The sequence below is a fragment of the Clostridiales bacterium genome (genome assembly GCA_014799665.1).
In the GTDB taxonomy this organism is placed as follows: domain Bacteria; phylum Bacillota; class Clostridia; order Christensenellales; family Pumilibacteraceae; genus Anaerocaecibacter.
In genome coordinates this window covers 26,504-51,874 of record JAAVHP010000012.1, presented here as the reverse complement: position 1 = coordinate 51,874, position 25,371 = coordinate 26,504, and the positions used below count along the sequence as shown (strand labels likewise).

Below are 25,371 nucleotides of genomic sequence, written 5' to 3'. Positions count from 1 at the left end.
TAATTACTATTTAAGCTTAGCGCCTATATCCTTGCGGTAGAAGCAGTCGTCGAATTTGATTTTGGCGATATTGTCGTACACGGTCTTGCGCGCGGTAGCAAAGTCCTTTGCCATTGCCTGAACGCACAGCACGCGCCCGCCGCTCGTCACGAACCCGTTCTCGCCGTGCTTGACGCCCGCGTAGTAAACGCTCGCGTCGTTATCAACGGTTTCGAGCCCCGTGATCTCACAGCCTTTCTTGTAGCTCTGCGGATACCCGCCCGAAGCGAGCACTACGTTTATCGATTTGAGTTTTTTCCATTTTATATCGACCTTGTCGAGCGTGCCGTCTATGACAGCGTTCATAATCTCGTAAAGATCGGTATCGAGCAGCGGCAGTACGCTCTGCGTTTCGGGATCGCCGAACCGCGCGTTGTATTCGAGAACTTTTATATCGTCGCCGTTTACCATGAGCCCGAAGTACAGCACGCCCTTGAACGGCGCACCCTCTTGTATCATAGCGTTTACCGTCGGCGTGACGATCTCTTTTACCGTCTTTTTAAGCTGCTTGTCGGTAAACACGGGGCACGGCGAATACGCGCCCATGCCGCCGGTGTTCAAGCCCTTGTCGCCGTCGAGCGCGCGCTTGTGGTCGCACGAGGTGGGCATAAGCGCAAAGTTCTTCCCGTCGACAAAGGTCAAGAGCGACACTTCGTAGCCGGTCAGGAACTGTTCGATAACGACCTCGTTGCCCGCCGCGCCGAACTTTTTGTCCGCCATGATCTCGTCGATAGCGGCTTCGGCTTCCGCCTCGGTATTGCAGATAAGAACGCCTTTACCGAGCGCGAGCCCATCCGCCTTGACGACTATCGGGCACTTGCCTTTTATATACGCTTTCGCCTCGGCTATATCGGTGAACGTGCCGTAGGACGCCGTAGGAACGCCGTAGCGACGCATAACGTCCTTGGCGTATGCCTTTGACCATTCGAGTTTGGCCGCCGCCTGCGTAGGTCCAAACGCGCGATAACCCTTGGCGGTAAGCTTGTCCACAAGCCCCATGCTGAGCGGATCGTCGGGAGCAACGACCGTCAGTTTTATATTGGGATTATTCTCGACGTACTTGACTATTCTGTCGATATCGGTCGCGCCGATACCCGTTTCGACCACGTCCATGCCCGCGTTGCCGGGCGCTGCGAATATGCGCCCCACGCGCTTGCTCTCGCGAAGTTTTTTGACGATAGCGTGTTCCCTGCCGCCGCCGCCAACGACCAAAATATCGTCGCCCTCGGCGTTTATCTCGCGCAGTTCTACGTACCGCGCCGTTTTCTTAACAGTTTGATTTTCGGACATGATGCCTCCGATTTAGTTAGCTATACAGAACGTATTTTTTATGGTGTAGGCGCGGCGCAGACGGGCAAGCAGCCAAATGCTGCGCGAAGCTTTTATTGCATACTCACTTCGAAATTGTGATATGATTGCAATGGGTCAGCCTGTGGCTGCGCCGAAAGGAGTGTAGACCCACCTACATAACCGAGGCGACGCGCCGAGCGTAGCTCGTATCCGCCGATGCATACGCCATAAAAATTAGTGTTTGAAATGTCTGTCGCCGACAAACACCATCGCGATCCCCGCTTCGTTTGCGGCTTTTACGGAGTCGGCGTCGCGCAAAGATCCACCGGGTTGGATGATAGCGGTAATGCCCGCTTCGATCGCGGCGTGTACTACGTCGTCGAACGGGAAGAACGCGTCGCTCGCCATTACCGAGCCTTTCGCTTCCTCGCCTGCGTGCTCGATCGCCTGCTTCGCCGCCCAAATACGATTGGTCTGACCCATGCCGATACCCGTCGTTCTGCCGTCCTTGCCGATAACGATAGCGTTCGACTTGGTGTGCTTGACAACCTTCCAGGCGAACATCATTGCGTTGATTTCTTCCTTGGTCGGTTTGCGGTCGGTCACTACGCCGTTGCCGTAGACCGTTTTGGTCTTGCCGCTCTGTAACGTTTCGGTCGTGACTTCGGCGGGTCGTTCGAACAGCTTCATGTCCTCGTTCGCGATAAGCGTTTCGTCGTACTGCTGAACGAGTAAGCCGCCGTACACTTTTTTCATATCGTACGCATTGGCGGCGCGCTTAGCCGTGATATCCTTTATCTTCAAAAGCCTTATGTTCTTTTTGCTTTCGAGAACTTCGAGCGCGTCCTTGGTGTAGTCGGGTGCCATGACGATCTCGATAAAGATTTTATTTATTTCCTCGGCGGTCGCTTTATCGACCGTGCCGTTTATTGCGAGTATGCCGCCGAACACCGATACGGGGTCGGAGTTGTACGCGCGCATATACGCTTCGTGAACCGTTTTGCCCGTGCCTACGCCGCAAGGATTGGCGTGCTTACACGCGACGACGGCGGGCGTGCCCGCGAACTCTTTGAGTAATTCCAACGCGCCGTTAGCGTCGTTGATATTGTTATACGAGAGCTCTTTGCCCCAGATCTGCTCCGCCGCGGTGAGCGCGCCGACGCGCGCGGTCTGTTCTTTATAGAACACGGCGGTCTGCTGCGGGTTCTCGCCGTAGCGAAGATCCTGCGCCTTGTCGTACGCGAACGTGATATGCTCAGGGAACTCTATGCCGAGAAGCTGTTGCATATACGACGAGATGAGCGAGTCGTACGCCGCGGTGTGGCGGTATACCTTGTACGACAGCGACAAACGGAACTCGTGGTCGCAGGTGTTCGTCTTTATGCGGTCAAGCACTTCGTTGTAGTCCTTGGGCTCGCAAACGACGAGCACGTCGCGGTAGTTCTTAGCCGCGCTCCTGAGCATGGTCGGGCCGCCGATATCGATATTCTCGATAGCTTCTTCGAGCGTTACGTTCGGCTTTTCTATCGTCTGCTTGAACGGATAGAGGTTGACCGCAACGAGATCTATGGTGCGGTAGCCCATGTCTTTAAGGCTTGCCATGTGCTCGGGGTCGTCGCGGCGCGCGAGAAGTCCCGCGTGCACGGCGGGGTGGAGCGTTTTTACCCTGCCGTCAAGACATTCCTTAAAGCCCGTGACGTCCGATATGGATATCGCTTTTACGCCGCTGTCGACGAGCGCTTTGAGCGTGCCGCCCGTCGATACGATTTCGTAGCCGAGCGTTTCGAGCTCTTTGCAGAACTCCACTACGCCCGTTTTGTCGCTTACGCTTACCAGCGCGCGCTTCGTTGCTTTTGTTACCATGTTATATTTCTCCCGTAAGGTTTATTTATCCGATCATTTTGAAATACTCAATAAGCGTTTTTCCGCCCTTGACTGTGAACGCGTAGTCCGTGCCGTTATGCGTGAACGCTATCGTTTTTTTGAACAAGCCCGATTTGACCGTAAGGTTTTCGAGCCTGTCGATACTGTCAGAAAATTCCTTGTCTGCGCCGTCGCCGCTTACGAGCGTTACTACCTCGCCGTTTACGCACAGCGCTTTATTCTTGCCCGCGGCGTCGGTCACTTCCGCGGCAATGCCCGCCTCGTCGGCGTAGCCTTTCTCTATCAATAATTGCAAAATTTCGTTGTTCATTTTTACCTCTTGCAAAGCAATGCCACCGCTTCGACGAGCAGCGGATGTTCTATTTCGTTTAATATACGCTGTTGCAGGCTCTCGGGCGTGTCGCTCGGCAATACGTCCAGCGAGCGCTGTAAGATTATCGCGCCCGTGTCGATGCCGCAGTCGGAGTAGTGGACGGTCGCGCCGCTCTTTTTCTCGCCCGCCGCGATAACCGCTTTGTGAACGTTGAGCCCGTACATACCCTTGCCGCCGAACTTGGGCAGGAGCGCGGGGTGGATATTGATTATAGCTTTCGGGTATGCGTCGATGAGCGGTTTGGTCAGAATGCCCAAGTACCCCGCGAGCACGACGAGTTCCACGCCGTACTTTTTGAAGATTTTAAGCACCGCTTCGTCGCGCTCTACTTCGCTGTTATAGTCGGCTTTCTTGCAGACGAAACAGTCTATGCCCGCTTGCTTTGCGCGTTCTATGCCGTACGCCTTGTCGTTGCTCGAAACCGCGACGACGATCTTGCCGTCGAACGCGTTGTTCTTTTCGCCGTCGATAAGCGCTTGAAAATCGGTGCCGTTGCCCGAAAACATTACTGCGATCTTAGTCATATTTTTTTGTTACTTCTTTTGAAAAAGAAGTAACCAAGAAAACTTTGAGTTAATAGTTTAGTAGTAATCTAACTGTGTCTGTAAGTGCGTAGATGCGAGTTAGGCAAGGAATGGACAAATTTTCGACGGGGAGTGTACTTCGGGTACATGACCCTAGAAAATTTGGCACTGACGCCGCATAACGACGCATATACGCGCTTACAGTATTACGCCTTCGCCCGCTATCGTCTCACCTATAATATACGCCTTTTCGCCGAGGGCGTTGGCGCGCTTGACGAACGAGTCGGCGGCGTCGGGCCGTACCGCAGCGACCATGCCGATACCCATGTTGAAAGTATTGTAGATCTCGCGGTCGGACAAATGCGATTTGTCGGCAAGAAGCGCGAAGATATCGGGGCGCGGGAACGATTTTATATCGACCTTGCAGCCCACGCCGCTCGGGAATATGCGCGGAATGTTTTCTATAAATCCGCCGCCCGTTATGTTCGCAAGACCGAGAATATCGAACTCGCCGCACAGCGTCAAGAGGTTCTTAACGTAGATATGCGTGGGCGTGAGAATGATGTCCAAAAGCGACTTGCCGAGCGACTTGTCCGCGTCGAGCTTTTCCACGTCCTCGCCCAAAAGCTTTCTTACGAGCGAGAAGCCGTTAGAATGCAGACCGCTCGAAGCGAGACCTACGAGCGCACAGCCGGGCGTTATCGTTTGACCGTTGATTATCTTGTCGCGCTTGACGATACCCACGGAGAAGCCCGCTAGGTCGTACTCGCCCGCCCCGTACATACTCGGCATTTCCGCCGTCTCGCCGCCGACGAGCGCACAGCCCGCCTGTTTACAGCCCTCGGCTACGCCCTTGACTACGTCGGCAATGACTTCGGGGTTGATCCTGCCCGTCGCCACATAGTCCAAGAACAACAGCGGCTTTGCGCCCTGACAGACTATGTCGTTGACGCACATAGCCACGCAGTCGATACCGACCGTATCGTTACGCCCCGAAAGGAACGCGTATTTGAGCTTGGTGCCTACGCCGTCCGTGCCCGCTACGAGCACGTCGCCGTTCTCGCCGTCGAGCGAGTAGAACCCGCCGAAGCTACCCAAGCCTTGCAAAACGTTATTGTTGAAGGTCGATGCGGCGTGAGATTTTATTTTGCTCACAACGTCGTAGCCGCGCGTTACGTCTACGCCTGCGTCGGCGTAGGTTATCTTCTTTTTATCGTCCATGTTATATCCCTCGGTAATTCCGTATTACTAATTAATAAACGCGTGCAAATATACACGCGTTTTAAGGTACTATTCGCCTAAGCCGATACGGCGCATCATTTCATGGTATGCGCCTTCTACGCCGCCCATATCTCTACGGAAACGGTCTTTATCGAGCTTTTCTTTGGTCTTGCTGTCCCAGAAGCGGCAAGTGTCGGGGCTTATCTCGTCGGCGAGAATTATCTTGCCCTTGTAACGCCCGAACTCGATCTTGAAGTCGACGAGATCGACGCCTACGCCCGCAAAGAATTCTTTGAGTATATCGTTGACCTTGCGCGCCATTTTCTCGATAGCGGCAAGCTCGTCCTTAGTCGCCCAGCCGAACGCGAGCGCATGGTCGGCGTTTATCATGGGATCGCCGAGCTCGTCCGATTTGTAATAGAGTTCGAGTATGGGCATTGACGGGATCGTGCCCTCGGCAAGACCCGTACGCTTAGACAGCGAGCCCGCGACTACATTACGCATTATGACTTCGAGCGGAACGATCTCCACGTGCTTGACGAGCGTGCGGCGGTCGTCGAGTTCTTCGACGAAATGCGTTTCGATACCATGCTTAGCGAGCAAGCCCATGAGGTAGTTGCTCATGCGGTTATTGATAACGCCCTTGCCGACTATAGTGCCCTTTTTAAGACCGTTGAATGCCGTAGCGTCGTCCTTGTAATCGACGATGACGAGATCGGGATCGCTAGTAGCGAAAACCTTTTTCGCCTTGCCTTCGTACAATTGCTCTTTTTGTTCGACTTTCATTATGTATTCTCCTAAGAGTAAAATGACTTTTGTAAGAGGTTAAGAATTGACTAACTGCCATTGCAGCTCTTGATCGTCTTTAAGCGTTTTATCGCGCATTTCTTTAACGTACTTTTCGTACTTTTCGGCGAGTGCGTCATCATTTGCCGCGAGCATTCTCACGCAGAACAATGCTGCGTTGGCGCCCGCGTTCACGCCCATGACCGCGACGGGCACGCCGCTCGGCATAGGCAGAATGCTCAACACGCTATCCAGTCCGTCGAGGAAGGACGTCGATACGGGAAGCGCCACTACGGGAAGGGTCGTCGCCGCGGCGAGCACTCCGCCGAGGTGCGCCGCCTTGCCGGCAACCGCGATTATCGCGCCGTAGCCGTTACCCCGCGCGGTGCGTGCGAACTCGCCCGCTTCGTCGGGCGTGCGGTGCGCGCTCAGTATTCTTGCGGTATAAGGCACGCCGAAACGCTCGAAGATTTCTATCGCGGGCTTTACCTTATCAAAGTCCGACTTCGAGCCTAAAACAATACCTATCTTGCGCATTGACAACCTCTCATAAGTTACTATCAATATTATAATACAACGGCAATTTAAAGTCAATTATTTTAAAGCCCACTTTTTTAATTGGTCGATAGTCTGTTTTGCCCGTTTTTGCCTACTTCTTTTGGGAAAAAAGTAGGCAAGAAAACCTTGCGCGTGGGGTTTACATTCGTTTTTGCCGCGTAATTAGGACATGAATCTACAAAAACTCTTGACTAAATATAAAGTATATTATATAATATATATACTTATAGGCAAATCCAACCAACACGGAGTTTTTATGAAAATTGTAACAAGCGCATTGTGTAAGCAAGGCGGCCGCGAATATAATCAGGACTACCTCGACCTTTTCGTCGACGAGGCGGGCGCGTGCCTTGTCGTTTGCGACGGGCTGGGCTCGTACTACGGCAGCGAGGTGGCAAGCCGCATTTGCGCTACCCAAATAATCGAAGCGTACAAAAAGATACGCGAGGTCGACCCCGAACGCGCCGTCAAGCCCGAGTTCTGCCAGAGCTTTATTCAGGCTGCGCACAACTGCGTTATCGACGAAAAGGAACGCAATCCCAAAATTCGTTCGTCCTGCACTACCGTGGCGTGCGTAACGACCGACTACAACAACACGGTCATTTCGCACATAGGCGATACGCGCGTATACCTTTTCAAGAACAACAAGCTGCATTTCCAGACCAAGGATCACTCGCTGTCGCAGATCTCCGTCGAGATGGGCAGGATCCCGCTGCGCGATATTCGCTCGGATAAGGACCAAAACAAGCTTACCCGCGTACTCGGCAGTGACTACTATATTCCGCCCGATTGCGATATATATTCCTCGCCGCTCGCCGTGCACGACGCGTTCATACTCTGCACCGACGGGTTCTGGGAATATGTCTACGAGGAAGAAATGGAAGAGGACCTCGCGTCCTCGGCTACGCCCGACGAAGCGCTCGCCAAAATGGAGCGCAGACTGCTCTCGCGCGTAACCAAGTTCAACGACAACTACACGGCAATAATCGCAATGGTCATCGAGGACTGATCTTAAATGGCAAGAATTCGCACCAATAAGAATATCTGCTTATACTGCTTCGGCGATCTCGATTCGGACAGGGTTTGCACCAACTGCCATCACAAGGCGGACGACACCCCGTCCTCTCCCCATCACCTGCCGCAGCGCACCGTTATCGGCACGCAAAACCGTTATCTCGTCGGCAAGGCGCTCGGCGAAGGCGGCTTCGGTATCACCTACCTCGCTTGGGATCTCCAACAAGGCATTAAGGTGGCGCTCAAAGAGTATTTCCCGAGCGGCTACGTTACGCGCGTTGCGGGCAGTAATCAGGTTATAATCAACTCCAAGCAGAACCAAGCGGCAAGCAACCGCGGACTTAAACGGTTCGTCGAGGAAGCGCGCGCGCTCGCTAAGATCAAAAACCTCGCAGGCGTGGTCAACGTCCGCGACTTCTTCTCGGCGAACGGCACGGCGTATATCGTCATGGAATTCCTCGACGGCGTATCGCTCAAAAAATACCTACAACGCCGCGGCGGAAAGGTGTCGGTCGACGAAGTGCTCACCATCATGCGCCCAGTCATGGAGAGTTTGACTCAGGTACACAAGATAGGGCTCATCCACCGCGACATTTCGCCCGACAACATTTTAATTACCAAGTATAATGAAGTAAAGCTCATCGACTTCGGCGCCGCCAAGTATTCCAACCTCGACGGCAGGTCGATGTCCATAGTCTTAAAGCAAGGCTTCGCCCCGCCCGAACAGTACGAAACGCACGGCGAGCAAGGTCCGTGGACTGACGTGTACGCGCTCGGCGTAACTATCTACTACGCGATAACCGGCACGCTCCCGCCCGAAAGCATACGCGTAATGATGGGTAAGGAAGCGATCAAACGCCCGTCTGAAATGGGCATAGCGATCGACAGCGGCGTGGAGAACGCGCTCATGAAATGCCTTGCCGTAGATAAGAAAAAGCGGTACCAGGACGTTCAGAGCATGATAAACGGGCTGTACAACCCGCGCGCCCCACGCAAAACGGTGGCGAGCGTCACGACCCCGACCGCGCCTACCCCTAAACGCGCCGCACTGCCCCGCACGGGCGCAGGCACGCCTATCACGGCAGACCAACCGCAAGAGCAGCCCTCGCGCACCGTTAAAGTCACCGCATCGCGCAGCTCCGTAACGGCGAGCCGCCAATCGATAACGGCTTCGCGCAAACCGCTGAGCAATACCGACGCCCAAGCGGACGCAGAAGAAAAACCCGCGGCGACCGCCAAGGCTACGGCTAAGGCGAATACGGAAAAGCCCGCCGCGCAAGCGACCGCCAAAACCCCTGCCGAACCGAAAGCCGCTTCCACCGCGAAAGCGACGGCGGCAACAGCGAAGGGCACTACCCCTGCGGCGAAATCTGCGGCAACGGCTAAGGCAACAACACCCGCAGCGAAACCTGCGGCGACCGCGAAAGCTACTACCCCCGCTGCAAAACCCGCGGCAACCGCTAAGGCAACAACACCCGCAGCGAAACCTACGGCAACTGCTAAGGCAACTACCCCTGCGGCGAAACCCGCAACGACTGCTAAGGCAACTACCCCTGCGGCGAAACCCGCAACGACTGCTAAGGCAACTACCCCCGCGGCAAAGCCTGCGACTACAGCTAAGGCTACTACTCCTGCGGCGAAATCTGCGGCAACCGCTAAGGCAACTACGCCTACTGCAAAACCCGCGACGACAGCGAAAGCCACTACTCCCGCAGCAAAACCAGCCGCAACAGCGAAAGCCACAACTCCCGCTGCAAAACCTGCTACGACAGCTAAGGTAACAACACCCGCGGAGAAACCCGCTACGACGGCTAAAGCAACTACTTCGACTGCGAAGCCTGCGGCGACCGCGAAAGCGACTACCCCCACAGCAAAAACTTCGACAGCGAGCGCCAAACCTGTCGAAACTGCAAAAACAGAGCCTGCGCCGACCAAGGTCGAAACGCCTAAGCAGTCGACTGAGCTCGATCACACCGAAGAAAAGCCCAAAAAGCTCGGGTTCTTCGCAAGGCTGTTCAAAAAACAATAATAAAAAGAAACCGCACTACCCCGTGCGGTTTTTTGTTTTAAAAGAAGAACCACTTCATATATACACTTTTCCGTTATGCCTCTCCCTTTAATTCCACCCCATGCCCCCCAAGGGGAGGGTTGGTTTTCAGATGGGCGGGCGTACTGCCAACCTCCCCCTTTACGGTGTATTCCATAGGTATAAAAGGCCAGGAAAGGATCAATCATCTTCCCTTGCTTTTTTATTGCGATTTTGATATAATGAAATTACGATAAACAGTAATTTAACGGTTAATGAATGATATGGATTTAGAAAAAATATATCGAGAAGAAGATTTATTCCCGCGAGAGTTTTCTTCTTATACGGAGCGGGAATACGGTCTGCTTTTCTTTAATGACAGTAACAAGGCTTCCTATGATAGCAACCATGCAATCATTTTCAAGAATAGGATAAACGATCTGCATAAAGTGCTTGAAGATATTACTGCATTCTATCAAGAAAAGGGAATAAAACCCACCATTTATCAGTCAATCACCGACGACGGATTTTTTGAAAGCAATCAAGAGTTGTTTGCCGCATGCGGATACGAAGTTTTTGGTGAAGAAAACCGATATATGGTTTTGCTTGATGAATGTAAGATAATTCCTATTCCCCTTGTGGAAGTGCGGAAAGTGGATTTATGAGAAGACACTTTCAGAACGGATATATTTGAGGCTGCAGGCGAGCCGTGGGAAAGTGACGTTACAAAGCTGGCTCTCAAAAAAGAAAATACGCTATTCTTCGTGGCTTATATAGACGGTCGTCCTGTCGGTATGACACGAGCGCACACAAATGACGGAGTATGCAGAATCGACTATCTTCTCGTGGCAACAAAGCACCGCAGGAAAGGCGTAGGGCGCGCTATCATACGTTCTTTCACAGCATATTGTAAGGAGAATAAAATCGAAAACTGTTTTTTGTGGCCCGACGGCGAATCCGCAGAGCGTATCTATCATGAGGCGGGTTTCCGATTGATTGAAGTGAAAACGGCCGATCGCGCAGTATATAAAAGATAAATTTCAATTTATCTCTCTAAACATTAAAAAAGTATATCCCACTATACCTCGGTTACGAAGATAGCGGGCTATCTATTTGTCCACAAGAAAGTCCCTATAACAGGCGCCCCTTGGGTGGCCGCTTGCGGTGGTGGGGGGCATAAGGTAGCGGCGCGTTTATGTTTTCATGCGGTTCAACACGATAGGCAATTATTTTACAAATAATAAAAGAGTGGTCAAGTTCGACCACTCTTTTATTATAAAACTTAAAGTTTTCTTCGCTCCCTTCTTTCGAAAAAGAAGGAAGAAAATTATTTATTATTATTGGCTTGCAACGCTTTAAGAAGCTCGCGGATCTCGCTGAGGATCTGCTCGGTGGTTTCGGGCTTGTTCGCTTCCGCTTCTGCGGCGGCGCGAGCGGCCTCTTCCGCCTGCTGCTTGATAACGTATTCCTGCATTTGTTTGCGGTTCATGCCCTGCGCTTTAAGCTCGGCCTTTTGCTCTTTGCTGATCTTAACGCCTTGGAGCTTTTTGCCGCCTTCGCGCACGGTATTGATAACCTTGATGATAAGGAAGAGAACGATCGCGGTGATAAGGAAGTTGATTATCGCCATAATGAACTCGCCCCAGTTGATATATACGGACGCGGCAAGGTCAAGAATTTGATTGCCGTCCGCATCGAGCGTGTACACCGCCTTAAGCACGGTTATAAGCCCGTGCATATCGCCCATCGGTATAGCGTTGATGAGTGGCGTGAATATGCCATTGACGAGCGCGCTTACGATAGCCGTGAACGCCGCACCGATAATCATACCTACGGCGAGATCGATAACGTTGCCGCGGGTGATGAACGTTTTGAATTCCTGCAAAAGCTTTTTCATGGGTTTTCTCCTTGTGAAAATTAGATTACCTATTTATTTCAAGCTGTCGAGTTCTTCGTTGAGCTTGCGCAGGTTCTCGCGTTCGAGCTCGATAAGGCCAGTGAAGGTCTTGAAGTATTCGACGTCCTCGGGCGTAGGCGTTTCCTGGTTGACGATCGCTTCGATAAACGACGACATGGAGCGCAAGCGTTTCTGTTCGAGCGCGTCGAGCTCGGCTTCGCTTTCCCTAATAGCTTTTTCAAGATCGCTCTTTCTGGACATATAGATTTATCTCCTTTATGTACACTCTATTTACAAATATATTGTAGCATAAACACACAAGTTTGTAAAGTTTTTTCCTACTTCTTTTTGGAAAGAAGTAGGCAAGAAAACATTACGTTGATTTCTTCCGGTAAAAAGTATTTGTTAATTCCACAAATCTGCCTAACCTTATGCAATACATTTTTGGAAAGAAGTAAGAAAGAAATCTTGCGTTTATTATTTCCAATAACGAATATATGCCGATTCTATAAAACGACTGTGCTTTTTAGTCTATCGCTTTTATCGCTTCGATCGCGAGCTCGTAATCGGCTTTGACCTTTTGGTAAATGGTCTCGAACTCGGGGCTGTACTCGGTCTTGCCCCTGAGCGCTTCGGTCATTTCGCACGCCGATTGGTAAAGGCGCGTGATCGAAAGGTTGGAGCTGACGCCTTTAAGCGTGTGCGCGGCTCGGAACGCTTCCTCGACGTTCTTTTGCGCGAGCATATCTGTGAGAAGCGCGAAGCTTTTATCGTCTGCGACTTTGAGCAAAAAACGTTTTACCCTATCGTCGGCACGGAGCCTGCTCATTACGTCGTCGTAATCGCCGCCCATTTTTGCATAGCATTCTTGTACTGTCATAATAATTACCTCTTTTTAGTTGGATATATGAATGGTAAAATCTAATCGCGAGGTTTGTCGCCCTCGGTCTTGATAACGGAGTCGGTGTCGGGCGTGTAGAATCGATACGCGTTCTTGCCGCTGTACTTGACCGCGTACGCCGCTTGGTCCGCCATGTGGAACAGCGTGTCGTAATCGCCGCAGTAATGGTCGGCAAGCGCGATACCCATGCTGACGCTTACATCGAAGTCGTCTATCGGCTGAGTCAAACAATTGAATATACGTTTGACCTGATGCTCCAAGCCTTCCTTATACTCCATGAAAATTATGAACTCGTCGCCGCCCATACGCGCGCAAACGTCGGACTTACGCGTGTTGGTTTTCATTCTGTCGGCGACGGTCGTAATGAGCTTATTGCCGAACAGATGTCCATAAACGTCGTTTGCCTTTTTGAGATTATCGAGATCGAAGAACAACAGCGCGTACTTCTTGTCGCCCGCGTTGGCAAGCTTTCTTGCGATTATGCGCTTAGCCGCCTCGTGATTGAGTAGCTCGGTAAGCGAGTCGTGATCGGCGATCTTTTCGAGCTGCTGGATCTCCTCTATCTCCTCGTTGATGTCTACCAGCTTACCGAACGCGCCCTCGAACGTAGGCGGCTCGTCATCGCTCCACATCGTTCTGATAATGATTTTGTTCCACTTGCGTACGTTGTTGATATTCAAGAGGAATTTCTCTTCAAACGTATGATTTTCGGGCGAGGACTCGCGCATACGCGTCATGAGCCGCGAGTAGTCTACTCTGCTGAATACCACGTTGCCGAACTCGCTCTCAGAGGGATTGACTATCTTTTGCGGCAAGCCGAGGTAGTCCGCGCCCCACTCCAAAAGCGTTATCATTTCGGGCTCTGCGGTGTATTCGAACAACACCTCGCGCGACAGCTCGGAGAAGAACCTGAACTTCATGCGCTCGTGTTCGAGCAGCCTCACGGTGCGCTCTGATACGTCTGAGCCCGAGCTTTTGAGCATTTGCTCGACGCTCTGGTTGATGCTTTTATCGATCCTGCGCCCGAGCGACATTTCTTTAAGCTCTTTTTTGAGCTGAGCCTGTATCTCGTTAAGGCATTGGAGAATGAGCGGATTAAACGCGCCGCACTCGCCGTTCATTATCATTTGAACGGCCTGTTCGTGGCTGTAACTGTCCTTGTACACGCGCTTGCTTGTTAGCGCGTCGTAAACGTCGGCAAGCGCCACGACCTGCGCCGAAATGGGGATCTCGTCGCCTTTGAGCCTGTCGGGATAGCCGTTGCCGTTGTAGCGCTCGTGGTGCCAGCGGCAGATCTCGCACGCGACCTTGATAAGCTCCTCGTTCTGGCGGTACGGGATCTCTTTGAGCATTTTGTCGCCCGCCACCGTGTGGCCTTTCATTATCTCGAATTCTTCCTTGGTGAGCCTGCCGGGCTTGTTAAGGACTTCCTCGGGCACAGACATTTTGCCTATGTCGTGTAGCGCCGACGCGTTGACGATAGTGTTAATATCACGCTGCGTGAGCTTGTATTTATCGGTTATCGTCAAGAGATGTTTGAGTATCATCTCGGTGAAAGTGCTGACGTGCAGGATATGCAAGCCGCTCTCGCCGTTACGGAACTCGACTATGTGCGACAGTATCTCGACCATAAGCCTGTTATCGCGTTCTTTCTCGTACACCTGCGTGGACAGCATATCGGCAAGCTCTTTCCGCTTGTGCGCGAGCATGAAGTTGCTCATAACGCGGTGCTTGACTGTACGCTCGTCGAAGGGTCTGCTTATGTACTCGACGGCGCCGAGGTTGTACGCCCGATCTATGTACGCAGAGCTCGTTTCGGCGGAGATCATGATGACCGGTATGGTCTTGATCCAGCCCTTGTTGTTCATCATGGCAAGAACGTCGAACCCGTCCATGTCGGGCATGACGATATCGAGTAGCATGAGCGAAATTTCGAGCTCGTGTTCTTGAAGAATGAGCACCGCCTGCATACCGTTTTCCGCCTCGATTATATCGAAGTCGTCGGACAGCATATCACCGAGAAGCGCGCGGTTAAGCTCGCTGTCGTCGACGATGAGTATTTTCTTTTTTGCTCCGTCCTTTTGCAATTTGGAATCTGACATATATCACCTTTTAAAAGTTGGTTTAGTTGAGTAATTACTTTTTGCCCTTTCCGGAATTCTTAGGCTTTTTAGCTTTATTCAAATGGTTACATACCACCTGCTTGACCCTGTTCATGTCGATGGGCTTTGCGATGTGCGCGTTCATGCCCGCGTCGAGCGCCGCCTTTACGTCGTCGTCGAACGCATTAGCGGTCATAGCAAAGATCGGTATTGTTGCCGCGCGGCTGTGTTCACAGGCTCGTATGGCGCGCGTTGCTTCGTAACCGTTCATGACGGGCATTTGCACGTCCATGAATATTAGGTCGTACTGATTAGGCTTGGAAGCTACGAACATTTCGAACGCTTCCTTGCCGTTGACGGCAATATCGCAGGTAACGCCCTCGGCGTCGAGCAGTTCGCAGAGAATCTCGGCGTTTATCTCGTTGTCCTCGGCGGCAAGCACGTTGAGCCCGGCTATCGACAGCTCGTCACGCGCGGGCGACGGCACAGGCTTGACCTCGGGCATTGCTCCGTCGATGCGGATCTTGGTCACCGCGCGGCGGAACGTGGATACGAAGAACGGTTTGGGCAGGAACAGGTCGACTCCCGCCGCCTTCGCTTCTTCCTCTATATCCTCGAAGTTGTACGACGTGAGCACCATGATAGGCAGGGCTTTGCCCGCCAGCTCGCGAATACGCCGCGCCGTTTCCACGCCGTCCATATCGTGCATCTTCCAATCGAGCAGAACTATGCTGTACTCCTCGCCGCTCTCCACCGATTGCGCGACCGCGTCTATGGCGGACTTGCCAGAAAGCCGATACCGAATATCCACGCCGGTGTCTTCCATGAGCTCTTTGATATCCATGCACACGTCTTCCTCGTCGTCGACGACGAGCACGCGTTTGACGTTGTGGTGCTGCCAAAAATCTTCCTCGGCGGGCGGAGCGTCAGTGACGGCAAGTTCGAGCTCGACGGTAAACGTACTGCCCTTGCCGAGCTCGCTCTCGACCGATATGGTCCCGCCCATGAGATCGACTATGTTCTTGGTGATAGCCATGCCAAGCCCCGTGCCCTGTATGCTCTTGGTCTCGGCGTTGGCTTCGCGGCTGAACGGATCGAATATGCTCTTGACGTAGTCCTCGCTCATACCGATACCCGTATCGGCGACCGAGAACCGCAGGTGCGCGTGGTTATGTACCGATTCCTTCATGAGCTCTACGCAGAGCGTGACCGTACCCTTCTCGTACGTGTACTTGATCGCATTGGACAGGATATTGAGCATGATCTGGTTGAGCCGCATCTTGTCGCCGAGAACGTATTCGGGGATCGCGCCCTTGGTATGCACGCTGAACGTTTGCTTCTTCGCTGCCGCCTGCGCGCTCATCATGGAGTACAGCTCCTCGATAAACTCGGGCATACCGAACTGCTCTATATTAAGCGAGGTCTTGCCGCTCTCGATTTTGCTCATGTCGAGAATGTCGTTTATGAGCGACAAAAGATGCTGACCGGAGTACGTTATCTTTTTGGTATACTCGCGCACGCGCTCGACGTTGGCGGCGTCCTTGGCGAGCAAGGTCGAATAGCCTATTATCGCGTTCATGGGCGTGCGGATGTCATGCGACATATTGGACAGGAAATGGCTCTTCGCCTCGTTGGCGTTCTTGGCGAGTTCGAGCGCTTCCTCCAAGCTCTCGCGCATTTGCCTATCCTTGGTGCGGTCGCCGAGGAAAAGTATGCAGTTGTCGCTGTCGCCGTGTATCGAACGGTAAAGCGCCAAATGGTACCAGGACTTAACGCCCGTCTCGGCATTCACCATGGACAGCTCGGCTTCCCAGGTATCGCCGTTGGGCATAGCTTTGAGCACCTCGGCGGTAAACGGGCGCTTCTCGCCGTCTATCGCGTCCAGTAGCACACGAACGTCGGTTAGCACTCTCGATTTGTCTATGCCGAACACTTTTTTCACGTTGGAGCTGACGTATTCGCAAGCGAACGTGTCGGTGGAGAAAAGCGCTATCACGTCGTTAGTCTTGCCCGTGAATACGCCGAGAAGATCCTCGCGCGACTTGACCTCGAACGATTTTTCCCGAACGCGCCTGCGTCCGTTCATGATGAGTATGAACGCAATGCACGCCGCAACGGTAACGAAGATCAGCGCCATGACGGCAATGGTGACCGTCCTGAATCGGCTCAGACTGCCGTTGACCCCGGCGCTCGGCACGAGCCCTACGAGCATCCACTCGCCGAACCCGATAGGCATATACGAGAAATAATATTCCTCGCCTTCCTCGGTTATGAGTAAGGTATCGCTCTTTTGCTCCTTGCCGTTCGCGCCGTCCCAGTCGAGCCTGATTTTTTCGAGCTCGTCCTTCGACAGTGAGAGCTCGGCAAGGTGGTCGAGTATGTTACCGCCTACGGTATGATCGGGATCGGTCTGCAACAGCGTTCCGCCGTCGGACAGGGCTATGAAGAACTGCCCGGTTTCGTTGAACGCTTCGAGAGTCAAAAGGTTAAGTATCGCTTGGGCGTCGAACGAAATACCTATCGCCGAGTATTCGAAGCCCTTGTACGTGTTAGTCTTATCAACGCGCGAAGCGAACAGCATATAATTGCCACCCTCCTCGCCGTAGTCCTCGCGCGTACCTACTACGCCGCCCTTGTCCTCGCTCAGCAGCTCTTCGAGACTGCGGCGGATGCGGAACTGCACGGTCTCGCCGTAAACGTTTTTGCAATTAACAAGCCGCTTGTAGCTCTGCTCTGATGACTCGTCGATCGTCTCCGTGCCTATAAAGTAAAAGTGCGTATAGCCCCAAATGTTTTTCCATTGGTTCTCTACGAAGCCGACCAGTTCGCTCTCGCGTTGTTTTGCGGCGTCCGCGTCGTCGCCGTTGAGAATGTTAACCGTTTCGTCTATGTAGTCTTCCCAGCTGTCCAGGAAATCGTGGTGCCCGACCACTTTTTCGGAGAATGTCGCGCGTACCTGACTGTATACCTCCTCCAAGTGCTCTTTGCTCTCGATGAAAATGTGGCTCGAAGCAAACAGCGAATACAGTACAGCCGTGATAACGACCGCCACTACGCATACCGCAATGATTATTCCGTCGCGAATTTTCGTTTTAAGCATTACACGCTCCCTTGCTTTTCGTGAGTAATAGAAGCTATCGTCTATTATACCATATTTTTTCGCGATATGCAAGGTATTTAAGGAAATTAGTTGTTACGCCCGATCAACTTCACGTAGATATAAACTACTCTACGCCGCCACACGCCGTATCTTTTAGCCAATTTAAACACTCGCGGTAGCCGTCGAAGCCCTTTCCGCATACCGTTTTTTGGGCATACATTCCCACATAGGAAATTTGACGAAACGGTTCACGGATACGAACGTCGGTCAAATGCACTTCCGCAGTCGGTAGCCCAACCGCTTTCAACGCGTCTAAAATCGCCACCGAAGTGTGCGTATACGCGGCGGCGTTGATTACGATACCGTCGAATTTTCCAAGGGCGTTTTGAATGGCAGTCACCAATTCCCCTTCCGAATTGGATTGAAAGATTTCCACGGTCAAATCAAGTTCTTTTGCCGCGCCGCGAATAAAGTCCACTAAGTCGCTATAAGTTCCCTTTCCATAGAGTGCGGGTTCACGAATTCCGAGCATATTGAGATTGGGTCCGTTCACAACCAATACTTTCATATTTTTAACTCCTCTAATATCTTCTCTACCGCTTCCTGCGGGGTGCCGTCGTTACTTACTGCAAAATCCGCCGCCTTTCTGTAAATCGGGTCGCGCATAACGAGCATTTCTTTGACGCGTTGTTCGCTGACGGCAAGAGGTCTGCCCGTTCTGTCCAAAGAATTTACGTTGCGAGTGAGATACACCGTTACGGCGTTTTGCTTTAAGCGTTCCCGACTGACTTCCGACAACGGCGCGCCCCCGCCCGTGGCGATAACCGACGCGTTACGTTTGGATAAAGCTTCCACCACTTGTTTTTCCGCCGCGCGAAACGCTTCCTCTCCGTCCTCGCGGAAAACTTCGGGAATTGGTTTGCGGAAAATTTTTATCAATTCTTCATCGGTATCGACAAAAGTTTTATTAAGGCGTTCGGCAAGCAGTTTGCCTATTGTGGTTTTCCCGCAACCGGACATCCCCACCAGAACGATATTTTGCTTATCACGTTCTATTTTTCTCACAACGTCATGGATCACCGCGTCGTCGCAGGGTGTTTCCAAAAACAGGTCGCGTGCGAATTTTGCCTGCGCAACCAACATGACAAGCCCGTTACCGGCGGCAATTCCCCGCTCCTTTGCGCGTGATACCAAACGAGTAGTCAAGGGATTGTAGACCGCGTCGAACACTCCATCCAAATGAGGAAACCACGCTAAGTCCACCGGGCATCCGTCGTTATCGGGATACATTCCCACGGGGGTTGTGTTGACGATGATTTCCGCGTCCTTCCCTTCGATCGGTAAGTTTTCGTAATTCAGTTCTCCCATACGGCTGACGGTGCGAATGCGCTTGGCGTGAAGCGATTTCATTAACGCCCGCGCGGTATGCGCCGTGCCGCCCGAGCCCAAAATCAGAACGTCCTTTCCTTCGGGTCTAATTGAGTACGCGTCAAGCGCGAATTTCATTCCGGCAAAATCGGTATTATAACCCAAGCGTTTGCCGTTTTTGACCACCACTGTATTGACCGCGCCTATCTCCAAGGCGTAGGGGTGGATTTCGTCGAGATACGGCATGACCGTTTGCTTATAGGGAATAGTAACATTAAATCCCAAGTACGGCGGATGCAGCATGAAGTCGGCGACTTCGGACGGAGACAATTCTCTCAGCTCGTAGTCGTAGCCGAATTCTTTGTGTATAGCGGCGGAAAAACTGTGCCCAAGCTTTTCCCCGATTAAACCGTAATCCGCCACTTATACCACCTCGTAATAGCTGCCTAAAAACACCAATTGTCCTTCCCCATTCTCCAATTCCGCAAAGAGGTTGACCACTTCCGGATTTTCGATATCCGCTTCGAAATCGAAGTAGAACATAAATTCAAACGCCGAGTTAGGAAGAGGGCGAGACTCCAATTTAGTCAGGTTGAAACCCAGTGTGGAAAACTTGTTCAACATACGGTTGAGGCTTCCCGACGTATGAGGCAAGTTGACCATTATTGAAACACGGTTCGCCTTTTTGAAAATTTCCATTTTTTTGGAAATCAAAATGAAGCGGGTATAGTTATTGTCGTTGTCCTGCATATTCGCGGCAAGAACGTTCAGTCCGTATAAAGACGCGCATTCTCGACTGCTTATACACGCCACGTCCGTCCTCTCCGACTCCGCCACCATCTTTGCGGCAACCGCGGTATTGGGAACGACGGTCACTTTGATATCCGTTTTTCCCAACCACTTTTTACACTGGTTTAAGGCCTGCTCGTGAGAGAATACCTCTTTGATCTCACTAAGCTTAACGCCTTGTTTCGCAAGCAAGTGGTGCTGGACATGGAGTTTAATACTGCGGACAATATAGAACTTGTGTTCTTTCATGAGGTCGTACACGTCGTTGACCGAACCCACCGAACTGTTTTCAATGGGGAGCATACCGTACTTACACAATCCCTTTTCCACAGCGTGGAATACTCCCTCGAAATTTTTGAAATAAGTAATGTCGCTCAACGGGAAAAGCCGCGTGGTTGCGATCATGCTATACGCCCCTTCCACACCCTGGCAAGCGACGGTCGCGTAGTTGGGAAATGCTTTTAAGCCGCTTTCCAAATTGGAACGGATTTCTTCGGCAACCCCGGAAGGAATACGCACAAACCGCGACTGATAAGCATGACCTGTTTCAAACAGCGTTTCAAACACTTGTTTGCAGTAAACGCGCACGTCCTCGTCCACCGCCTTAGTCACGCGACCGATCGTCGCGTTCTCCCCGGTCAAATCCTGCACATAGCGGTTCGTTTCCGTTTTTTTCTCGCTCGCTTCCTTGATCAGCTTCATACGTTGGTCGTAAAGCGACGCAATGCGATCGTCAATATCGTCGATTTTGGCTTTAAGCTCTTGTAATTGCATAGTTACCTCCCGCCCAAAGGCGTTTTATTATCTATTGGCTTTAAAAATTTTGTCCTTGCATTTCCAACAATGCATCCGCGATTGCGATTGCTACGCAAGCTTCCACAACGGGCACGGCACGGAGCGCAATACAGGCATCGTGCCGTCCGCCCACGGTAAGCTTTGTTGGGGTCATATCTTTCAGGTTCACGCTATCCTGTTCTTTTGCAATGGACGGTGTGGGCTTAACCGCGACGCGCACCAAAAGGGGCGCTCCGTTGGTGATTCCGCCGTTTATCCCACCGTTATGATTGGTTTTGGGCACGACGGCCCCGCCGCTCAACGTCCACGGATCGTTACCTTCGCTCCCTTTCATTTTGGTCAGCAAAAAGCCCGAACCGAACTCAACACCTTTGGTTGCGGGCACGGAAAAGATCGCGGACGCGATCCGCCCTTCCATACTTCGAAAACCGCATTCGCCCAAGCCTACGGGCAATCCCAAGGCGACGCACTCGATAACGCCGCCGACGGAATCCCCTTCCGCCCTGACCGATTGCAGCCTCTCCTCGATTTCCTTTTGCTTTACGCCACGCAGCACGGGAACGGGTTTCCCCTGAGTCGCTTCTATTTCCTCTTTGGCGGGAATGCCGTCAAGATAGGATACGGCGGAAATTCCACCCGCTTCGCTTAAATACGCGCCGACGAATATCCCGCTCTTTTCCAAATAAGTCTCGGCGAGATACCCGACAACGCACAACGGCGCGGTCAACCGTCCCGAAAAATGTCCGCCGCCTGCCAAATCGGCGAAGCCTTTATATTTCACCCCCGCAACGTAATCGGCGTGGGAAGGACGGGGAACATCCCGAAAAGCCTCGTAGTCACCGCTTCGCTTATCGGCGTTATAAATGGTGGCGTTCAATGGCGCTCCGGTGGTATAACCGTTCTTGACGCCCGACAAAAATAAGGGTCGATCCTCCTCGACGCGCGGAGTGGTAAAGGCGGCGTTTTGCGTTTTTCGGCGCGCCATAAACGCCTGCAAGCTTTGCTCGTCTATGGGAATACCCGCGGGAAACCCTTCGACGGTCACGCCTACTGCAGGGCCGTGCGATTCACCGAATACAGTAATTTTCAAAGTGGCAAACGACATATTTTACCTCCCAAGCTTTCATAGTCCGCAAAGAATGCGGGATATGATTTTTTTACCGCTTCCGCGCCGATTATAGTAATAGGCGATGCGGCTCTGACGGCGACAACCGCGCCCGCCATTGCCAAGCGATGATCGTTGTAAGAAAGGAGCGTCGCACCCGTAAAGCGGGGTACGCCCTCGATTTTCAACGCGTCTTTCTCTTCGTTATAGGCGACGGGAACGCCCAATCGCGTCAATGTATCCATAACGGCAGACAAGCGGTCACTTTCCTTTATTTTTAAACGCTTTACCCCAGTGATAACCGAAGTTCCCTTCGCCGAAGCCAAGGCAACGGACATAGCGGGCACGGAGTCGGGAATGTCGTCGGCGTCGAAGTCGATGCCGTGAAGCTCGGACGGTTTTACGGTCAGTCTGCCGTTTTCCCAGCTCAAATTGCCGCCCGCTTTCTTTAATAGGTCCGCCACGCGCCGATCGCCTTGGCGAGACTCGGGATTCAAGTTTCCTATGGAAACTTCTTCCCCGAGTAACCCCGCAACCAGCCAAAACGCCGCGTTGGACCAATCACCTTCCACTTTTCTCTCGCCCGAAACGGAATATCCCCCGCCGCGGATAAAGAAAGTATTTCCTTTACGGGTAACTTCGGCGCCGCTGTCCTTTAATACGTCCAACGTAATATCGATATAAGCTTTCGAGGCTTCGCCGTACACGGTAAGGGTGCTGTCTCCTTCCAACAACGGCAAGGCAAGCAATAATCCCGTCACGTATTGGGAAGAACGACGAGCGTCGATTTGATAATCCCCCGCAGATAATTTCCCCGAGATTTTTAGGGGAAACCCTTTTCCCGCGACCTTAACGCCGTGTTCGCTTAAACAGTTTAGCAGCTCTTCCATCGGGCGTTCGCCCAACCGCTTCGCGCCGATAAACGTCGTTTCTATTCCCAAAGCGGCAGCGATCGGAACGGAAAACCGCAAGGTAGAACCGCTTTCACCGCAATCGGCTACCGCGCGTTCCGTCGTTAATGCAGGAGAGATTTTGACGCCACCCTCTACCGAGTCAAACTTTGCGCCAAACGCGGTTAGCACCCGCATTGTGGCCAACATATCTTCCGAGGAAAAATCCCCGAGCAATACGCTTTCGGTGCGGGAAAACGCCGCCGTTATCAACATACGGTGCGCGTATGATTTAGAGGAAGGTATATCCACCCGTCCTTTTAAATTTGTGGGAGTTAATTTAATCTCCACAGAAAAACGCCCTCCAATTCCGTTGCGCTCCCGTCGGAGTTTCGCATTACCAGATTTCGCGAGGAACGACCGAATGCAATTCGATCACCTCTACAAGCCGTACTCTTCCATAAGCTCTTTGAACTTAGGTAGCGAACGCTCAATCTTTTCGGTAGGAACACAGTAAGCGATACGGACGTAACCTTGTACGCCGAAGTCGTCGCACGGAACTATTAAGATATCCTTCTCCCGCGCCTTTTCGCAGAATTTTACGGTGTCTTTTTCCAAAGCCTTGACGAAAAGATAGAACGCGCCATCGGGCTTAACGCATTCGTAGCCGTATTCGGTAAGCGCGTTATACAAAATATCCCGGTTCTTTTTATAAACCTTAACGTTTACCTTCGTATCTACACAACGCTCGATAACACGCTGAAAAAGGCTGGGCGCACAAATGTATCCAAGCATCCTGCCCGCGCCGCAAATCGCAAGATAGACTTTTTGCGAGTCCTTCATTGACGGGTTTGCCGCAATATATCCTATTCTCTCGCCGGGGAGCGACAACGCTTTGGAAAACGAATAGCACACCAAAGTATCGTCATAGTAGTTCATTAGATAGGGCACTTTCACTCCGTCATAAACGAGCTCGCGGTACGGTTCGTCGGAAATAAGATATATCGTTTTTCCGTACTCTTTTTCTTTTTCGTTGAGTATTTCGCACACGCGCCTTACGGTATCCGAAGAGTATACGACCCCACTCGGATTGTTCGGCGAATTAATAATTACCGCGCGCGTATTTTCGGTTATCTTTGATTTAAAGTCAAGAAGATCTATTTGCAAATCGTTTTCATTAGGTTGAGATACGACCACTTTTCCGCCCGCGTTTTCTATGAACACACGGTATTCGGTAAAGTACGGCGCGCAAACCACGCACTCGTCGCCGGGGATCAGCACCGCCTTTAACGATATAGCAAGCGAAGCCGCGGCGCCGCACGTCATATAAATATTGTCTGGCGTGAGCGATAAACCGAACCTCTTGTTTATCGAGTCGGAAACAGCCTTTCTCGTTCCGAAGTCGCCCTGCGCCGAAGTGTAGCCGTGCAAGAGCACCGAGTCTTCGGTCTTTATCAGTTCTTTTATGGTCTGAGAAACCTCTTTCGGCGGTTCTACGCTGGGATTGCCGATAGAAAAATCGAATACGTTTTCCGCGCCTATTTCAGCCGACCTTTTCTTGCCGTACTCGAATATTTCTCTTATAACCGAACGCTTGCTACCGAGCCCGTAAGCGTTTTCGTTTATTTCCATGTCTAACTTCTCCGTTTCCGTCCTATTTTTCGCGCGTCTTGGATACGACCGGCAACATTACGTCCAACCGCTTGACAAGCTCGTCGAACTGTTCGGGGCGTATGCTTTGTGCGCCGTCGCAAAGTGCATGCGGAGGATCGTTGTGGACCTCGATAATAAGACCGTCCGCGCCCGCGCCCACAGCCGCCAAGGACATGGGGGCTACAAGCCTCGCCAATCCCGACGCATGAGAGGGATCGACAATAACGGGGAGATGCGTCTTTTCTTTCAAAATCGGAATGGCGGACAGGTCCAAGGTGTTTCGGGTGTACGGCTCGAAAGTACGAATTCCGCGCTCGCAAAGAATTACTTGCGTATTCCCTTCCGACATGATGTACTCCGCGCTCATAAGCCATTCCTCGATAGTATTCGCAAGCCCTCTTTTCAAAAGTATCGGCTTACGCGTTTTGCCGAGTTCTTTCAACAGCTCGAAGTTTTGCATATTTCTCGCACCCACTTGAATGACGTCCACGTTTTCAAATAGCGGCAAGTGATTGATATTCATGATTTCCGTCACGATGGGCATTCCCGTTTCCTCTTTTACGCGGAGTAAGATCTCCAACCCCTGCGCCCTCAATCCTTGGAAGGCGTAGGGCGAGGTACGCGGTTTGAATGCACCGCCGCGAAGCAGCGTAGCCCCCGATTTTTTTACGGCGCGGGCGATAGTAAGGACTTGCTCCTCGCTCTCCACCGAACAGGGCCCCGCAATCAATTGGAAGTTGACTCCGCCGAAACAGTGTCCCGAAACGTCTACAATGGTATCCTCGGGGTGAAGCTTCCTATTGGCATTCTTATACGGTTCTTGAATTCTCGTTACCGTATCCACAATATCTAACGAATTCAATAAACCTATATCCACGCGGGAAGTATCGCCCACTAAGCCCAAAACCGTGGAGTTTTCTCCCTTGACGAGATGGGTTTCCAGACCTAAATTATTGATCCAACCCATCAGGTTTTTCAGTTGCTTTTCGTCAATACCATTTTTCAGCGTGACGATCATGTCGACCTCCTAAAATAAAAAACCGCCGTGCGGCGGTT

General features: G+C 52.0%; 23 protein-coding genes. 4 read left to right on the top strand and 19 right to left on the bottom strand.

Annotated features, from left to right (window positions below):
• Positions 1–6: 6 nt before the first annotated feature.
• The 7 genes from purD to purE all read right to left on the bottom strand — a co-directional run bounded on the left by purD (position 7) and on the right by purE (position 6,654).
• Positions 7–1,329, bottom strand: a complete 1,323-nt coding sequence (gene purD / locus HDT28_05255) for a phosphoribosylamine--glycine ligase (GenBank protein MBD5131982.1) — start codon at positions 1,327–1,329, stop codon at positions 7–9.
• Positions 1,330–1,563: 234 nt separating this feature from the next.
• Positions 1,564–3,192, bottom strand: a complete 1,629-nt coding sequence (gene purH / locus HDT28_05250; GenBank protein MBD5131981.1) for a bifunctional phosphoribosylaminoimidazolecarboxamide formyltransferase/IMP cyclohydrolase — start codon at positions 3,190–3,192, stop codon at positions 1,564–1,566.
• Between the two features lie 25 nt (positions 3,193–3,217).
• The gene (locus HDT28_05245) at positions 3,218–3,523 is read right to left on the bottom strand and encodes a hypothetical protein (protein MBD5131980.1); all 306 of its coding nucleotides are present in this window, start codon (positions 3,521–3,523) and stop codon (positions 3,218–3,220) included.
• Between the two features lie 2 nt (positions 3,524–3,525).
• Positions 3,526–4,110: a phosphoribosylglycinamide formyltransferase gene (locus HDT28_05240; GenBank protein MBD5131979.1), complete on the bottom strand. Its 585-nt coding sequence runs from the start codon at positions 4,108–4,110 to the stop codon at positions 3,526–3,528.
• A gap of 198 nt (positions 4,111–4,308) precedes the next feature.
• Positions 4,309–5,331 (bottom strand): phosphoribosylformylglycinamidine cyclo-ligase, encoded by a 1,023-nt coding sequence (locus HDT28_05235; protein MBD5131978.1) that lies wholly within the window; start codon positions 5,329–5,331, stop codon positions 4,309–4,311.
• Between the two features lie 69 nt (positions 5,332–5,400).
• Complete coding sequence (locus HDT28_05230; protein MBD5131977.1) at positions 5,401–6,117, bottom strand: phosphoribosylaminoimidazolesuccinocarboxamide synthase; 717 nt, start codon at positions 6,115–6,117, stop codon at positions 5,401–5,403.
• A gap of 39 nt (positions 6,118–6,156) precedes the next feature.
• Complete coding sequence (gene purE / locus HDT28_05225; protein ID MBD5131976.1) at positions 6,157–6,654, bottom strand: 5-(carboxyamino)imidazole ribonucleotide mutase; 498 nt, start codon at positions 6,652–6,654, stop codon at positions 6,157–6,159.
• Positions 6,655–6,931: 277 nt separating this feature from the next.
• On the opposite strand from purE, the gene HDT28_05220 reads away from it, so the two are divergent.
• The 4 genes from HDT28_05220 to HDT28_05205 all read left to right on the top strand — a co-directional run bounded on the left by HDT28_05220 (position 6,932) and on the right by HDT28_05205 (position 10,752).
• On the top strand, positions 6,932–7,684 hold the full coding sequence (locus tag HDT28_05220) for a serine/threonine-protein phosphatase (GenBank protein MBD5131975.1): 753 nt from the start codon (positions 6,932–6,934) through the stop codon (positions 7,682–7,684).
• Between the two features lie 6 nt (positions 7,685–7,690).
• Positions 7,691–9,718 carry a serine/threonine protein kinase gene (locus HDT28_05215; GenBank protein MBD5131974.1) on the top strand — a complete coding sequence of 676 codons (2,028 nt, stop codon included), beginning with the start codon at positions 7,691–7,693 and terminating at the stop codon, positions 9,716–9,718.
• Between the two features lie 281 nt (positions 9,719–9,999).
• The gene (locus tag HDT28_05210) at positions 10,000–10,380 is read left to right on the top strand and encodes a hypothetical protein (protein MBD5131973.1); all 381 of its coding nucleotides are present in this window, start codon (positions 10,000–10,002) and stop codon (positions 10,378–10,380) included.
• 21 nt (positions 10,381–10,401) lie between these two features.
• Complete coding sequence (locus tag HDT28_05205) at positions 10,402–10,752, top strand: GNAT family N-acetyltransferase (GenBank protein MBD5131972.1); 351 nt, start codon at positions 10,402–10,404, stop codon at positions 10,750–10,752.
• Positions 10,753–11,042: 290 nt separating this feature from the next.
• Here the strand turns inward: HDT28_05205 and mscL are convergent, their stop codons facing one another.
• The 12 genes from mscL to aroF all read right to left on the bottom strand — a co-directional run bounded on the left by mscL (position 11,043) and on the right by aroF (position 25,333).
• A complete protein-coding gene (gene mscL / locus HDT28_05200) occupies positions 11,043–11,612 on the bottom strand; it encodes a large conductance mechanosensitive channel protein MscL (GenBank protein MBD5131971.1) in 570 nt (189 codons plus the stop codon).
• Positions 11,613–11,645: 33 nt separating this feature from the next.
• Positions 11,646–11,873 (bottom strand): hypothetical protein, encoded by a 228-nt coding sequence (locus HDT28_05195; GenBank protein ID MBD5131970.1) that lies wholly within the window; start codon positions 11,871–11,873, stop codon positions 11,646–11,648.
• A 265-nt stretch (positions 11,874–12,138) separates the two neighbouring features.
• Positions 12,139–12,492, bottom strand: a complete 354-nt coding sequence (locus HDT28_05190; GenBank protein ID MBD5131969.1) for an Hpt domain-containing protein — start codon at positions 12,490–12,492, stop codon at positions 12,139–12,141.
• Between the two features lie 41 nt (positions 12,493–12,533).
• A complete protein-coding gene (locus tag HDT28_05185) occupies positions 12,534–14,615 on the bottom strand; it encodes a diguanylate cyclase (protein ID MBD5131968.1) in 2,082 nt (693 codons plus the stop codon).
• 34 nt (positions 14,616–14,649) lie between these two features.
• Entirely contained in the window at positions 14,650–17,715 is a 3,066-nt protein-coding gene (locus HDT28_05180) for a response regulator (protein MBD5131967.1), read from the bottom strand.
• A gap of 124 nt (positions 17,716–17,839) precedes the next feature.
• On the bottom strand, positions 17,840–18,283 hold the full coding sequence (aroQ, locus tag HDT28_05175) for a type II 3-dehydroquinate dehydratase (protein MBD5131966.1): 444 nt from the start codon (positions 18,281–18,283) through the stop codon (positions 17,840–17,842).
• Entirely contained in the window at positions 18,280–19,506 is a 1,227-nt protein-coding gene (locus HDT28_05170) for a shikimate kinase (GenBank protein MBD5131965.1), read from the bottom strand. Before HDT28_05170 ends, aroQ begins: the two co-directional genes overlap by 4 nt.
• Positions 19,507–20,646: a bifunctional chorismate mutase/prephenate dehydratase gene (locus HDT28_05165; protein ID MBD5131964.1), complete on the bottom strand. Its 1,140-nt coding sequence runs from the start codon at positions 20,644–20,646 to the stop codon at positions 19,507–19,509.
• Positions 20,647–20,686: 40 nt separating this feature from the next.
• Entirely contained in the window at positions 20,687–21,772 is a 1,086-nt protein-coding gene (gene aroC / locus HDT28_05160; GenBank protein ID MBD5131963.1) for a chorismate synthase, read from the bottom strand.
• Positions 21,754–23,013, bottom strand: a complete 1,260-nt coding sequence (aroA, locus tag HDT28_05155) for a 3-phosphoshikimate 1-carboxyvinyltransferase (protein ID MBD5131962.1) — start codon at positions 23,011–23,013, stop codon at positions 21,754–21,756. Before aroA ends, aroC begins: the two co-directional genes overlap by 19 nt.
• A gap of 90 nt (positions 23,014–23,103) precedes the next feature.
• Complete coding sequence (locus tag HDT28_05150) at positions 23,104–24,294, bottom strand: pyridoxal phosphate-dependent aminotransferase (GenBank protein ID MBD5131961.1); 1,191 nt, start codon at positions 24,292–24,294, stop codon at positions 23,104–23,106.
• 22 nt (positions 24,295–24,316) lie between these two features.
• Complete coding sequence (aroF, locus tag HDT28_05145; protein MBD5131960.1) at positions 24,317–25,333, bottom strand: 3-deoxy-7-phosphoheptulonate synthase; 1,017 nt, start codon at positions 25,331–25,333, stop codon at positions 24,317–24,319.
• Positions 25,334–25,371: the final 38 nt, after the last annotated feature.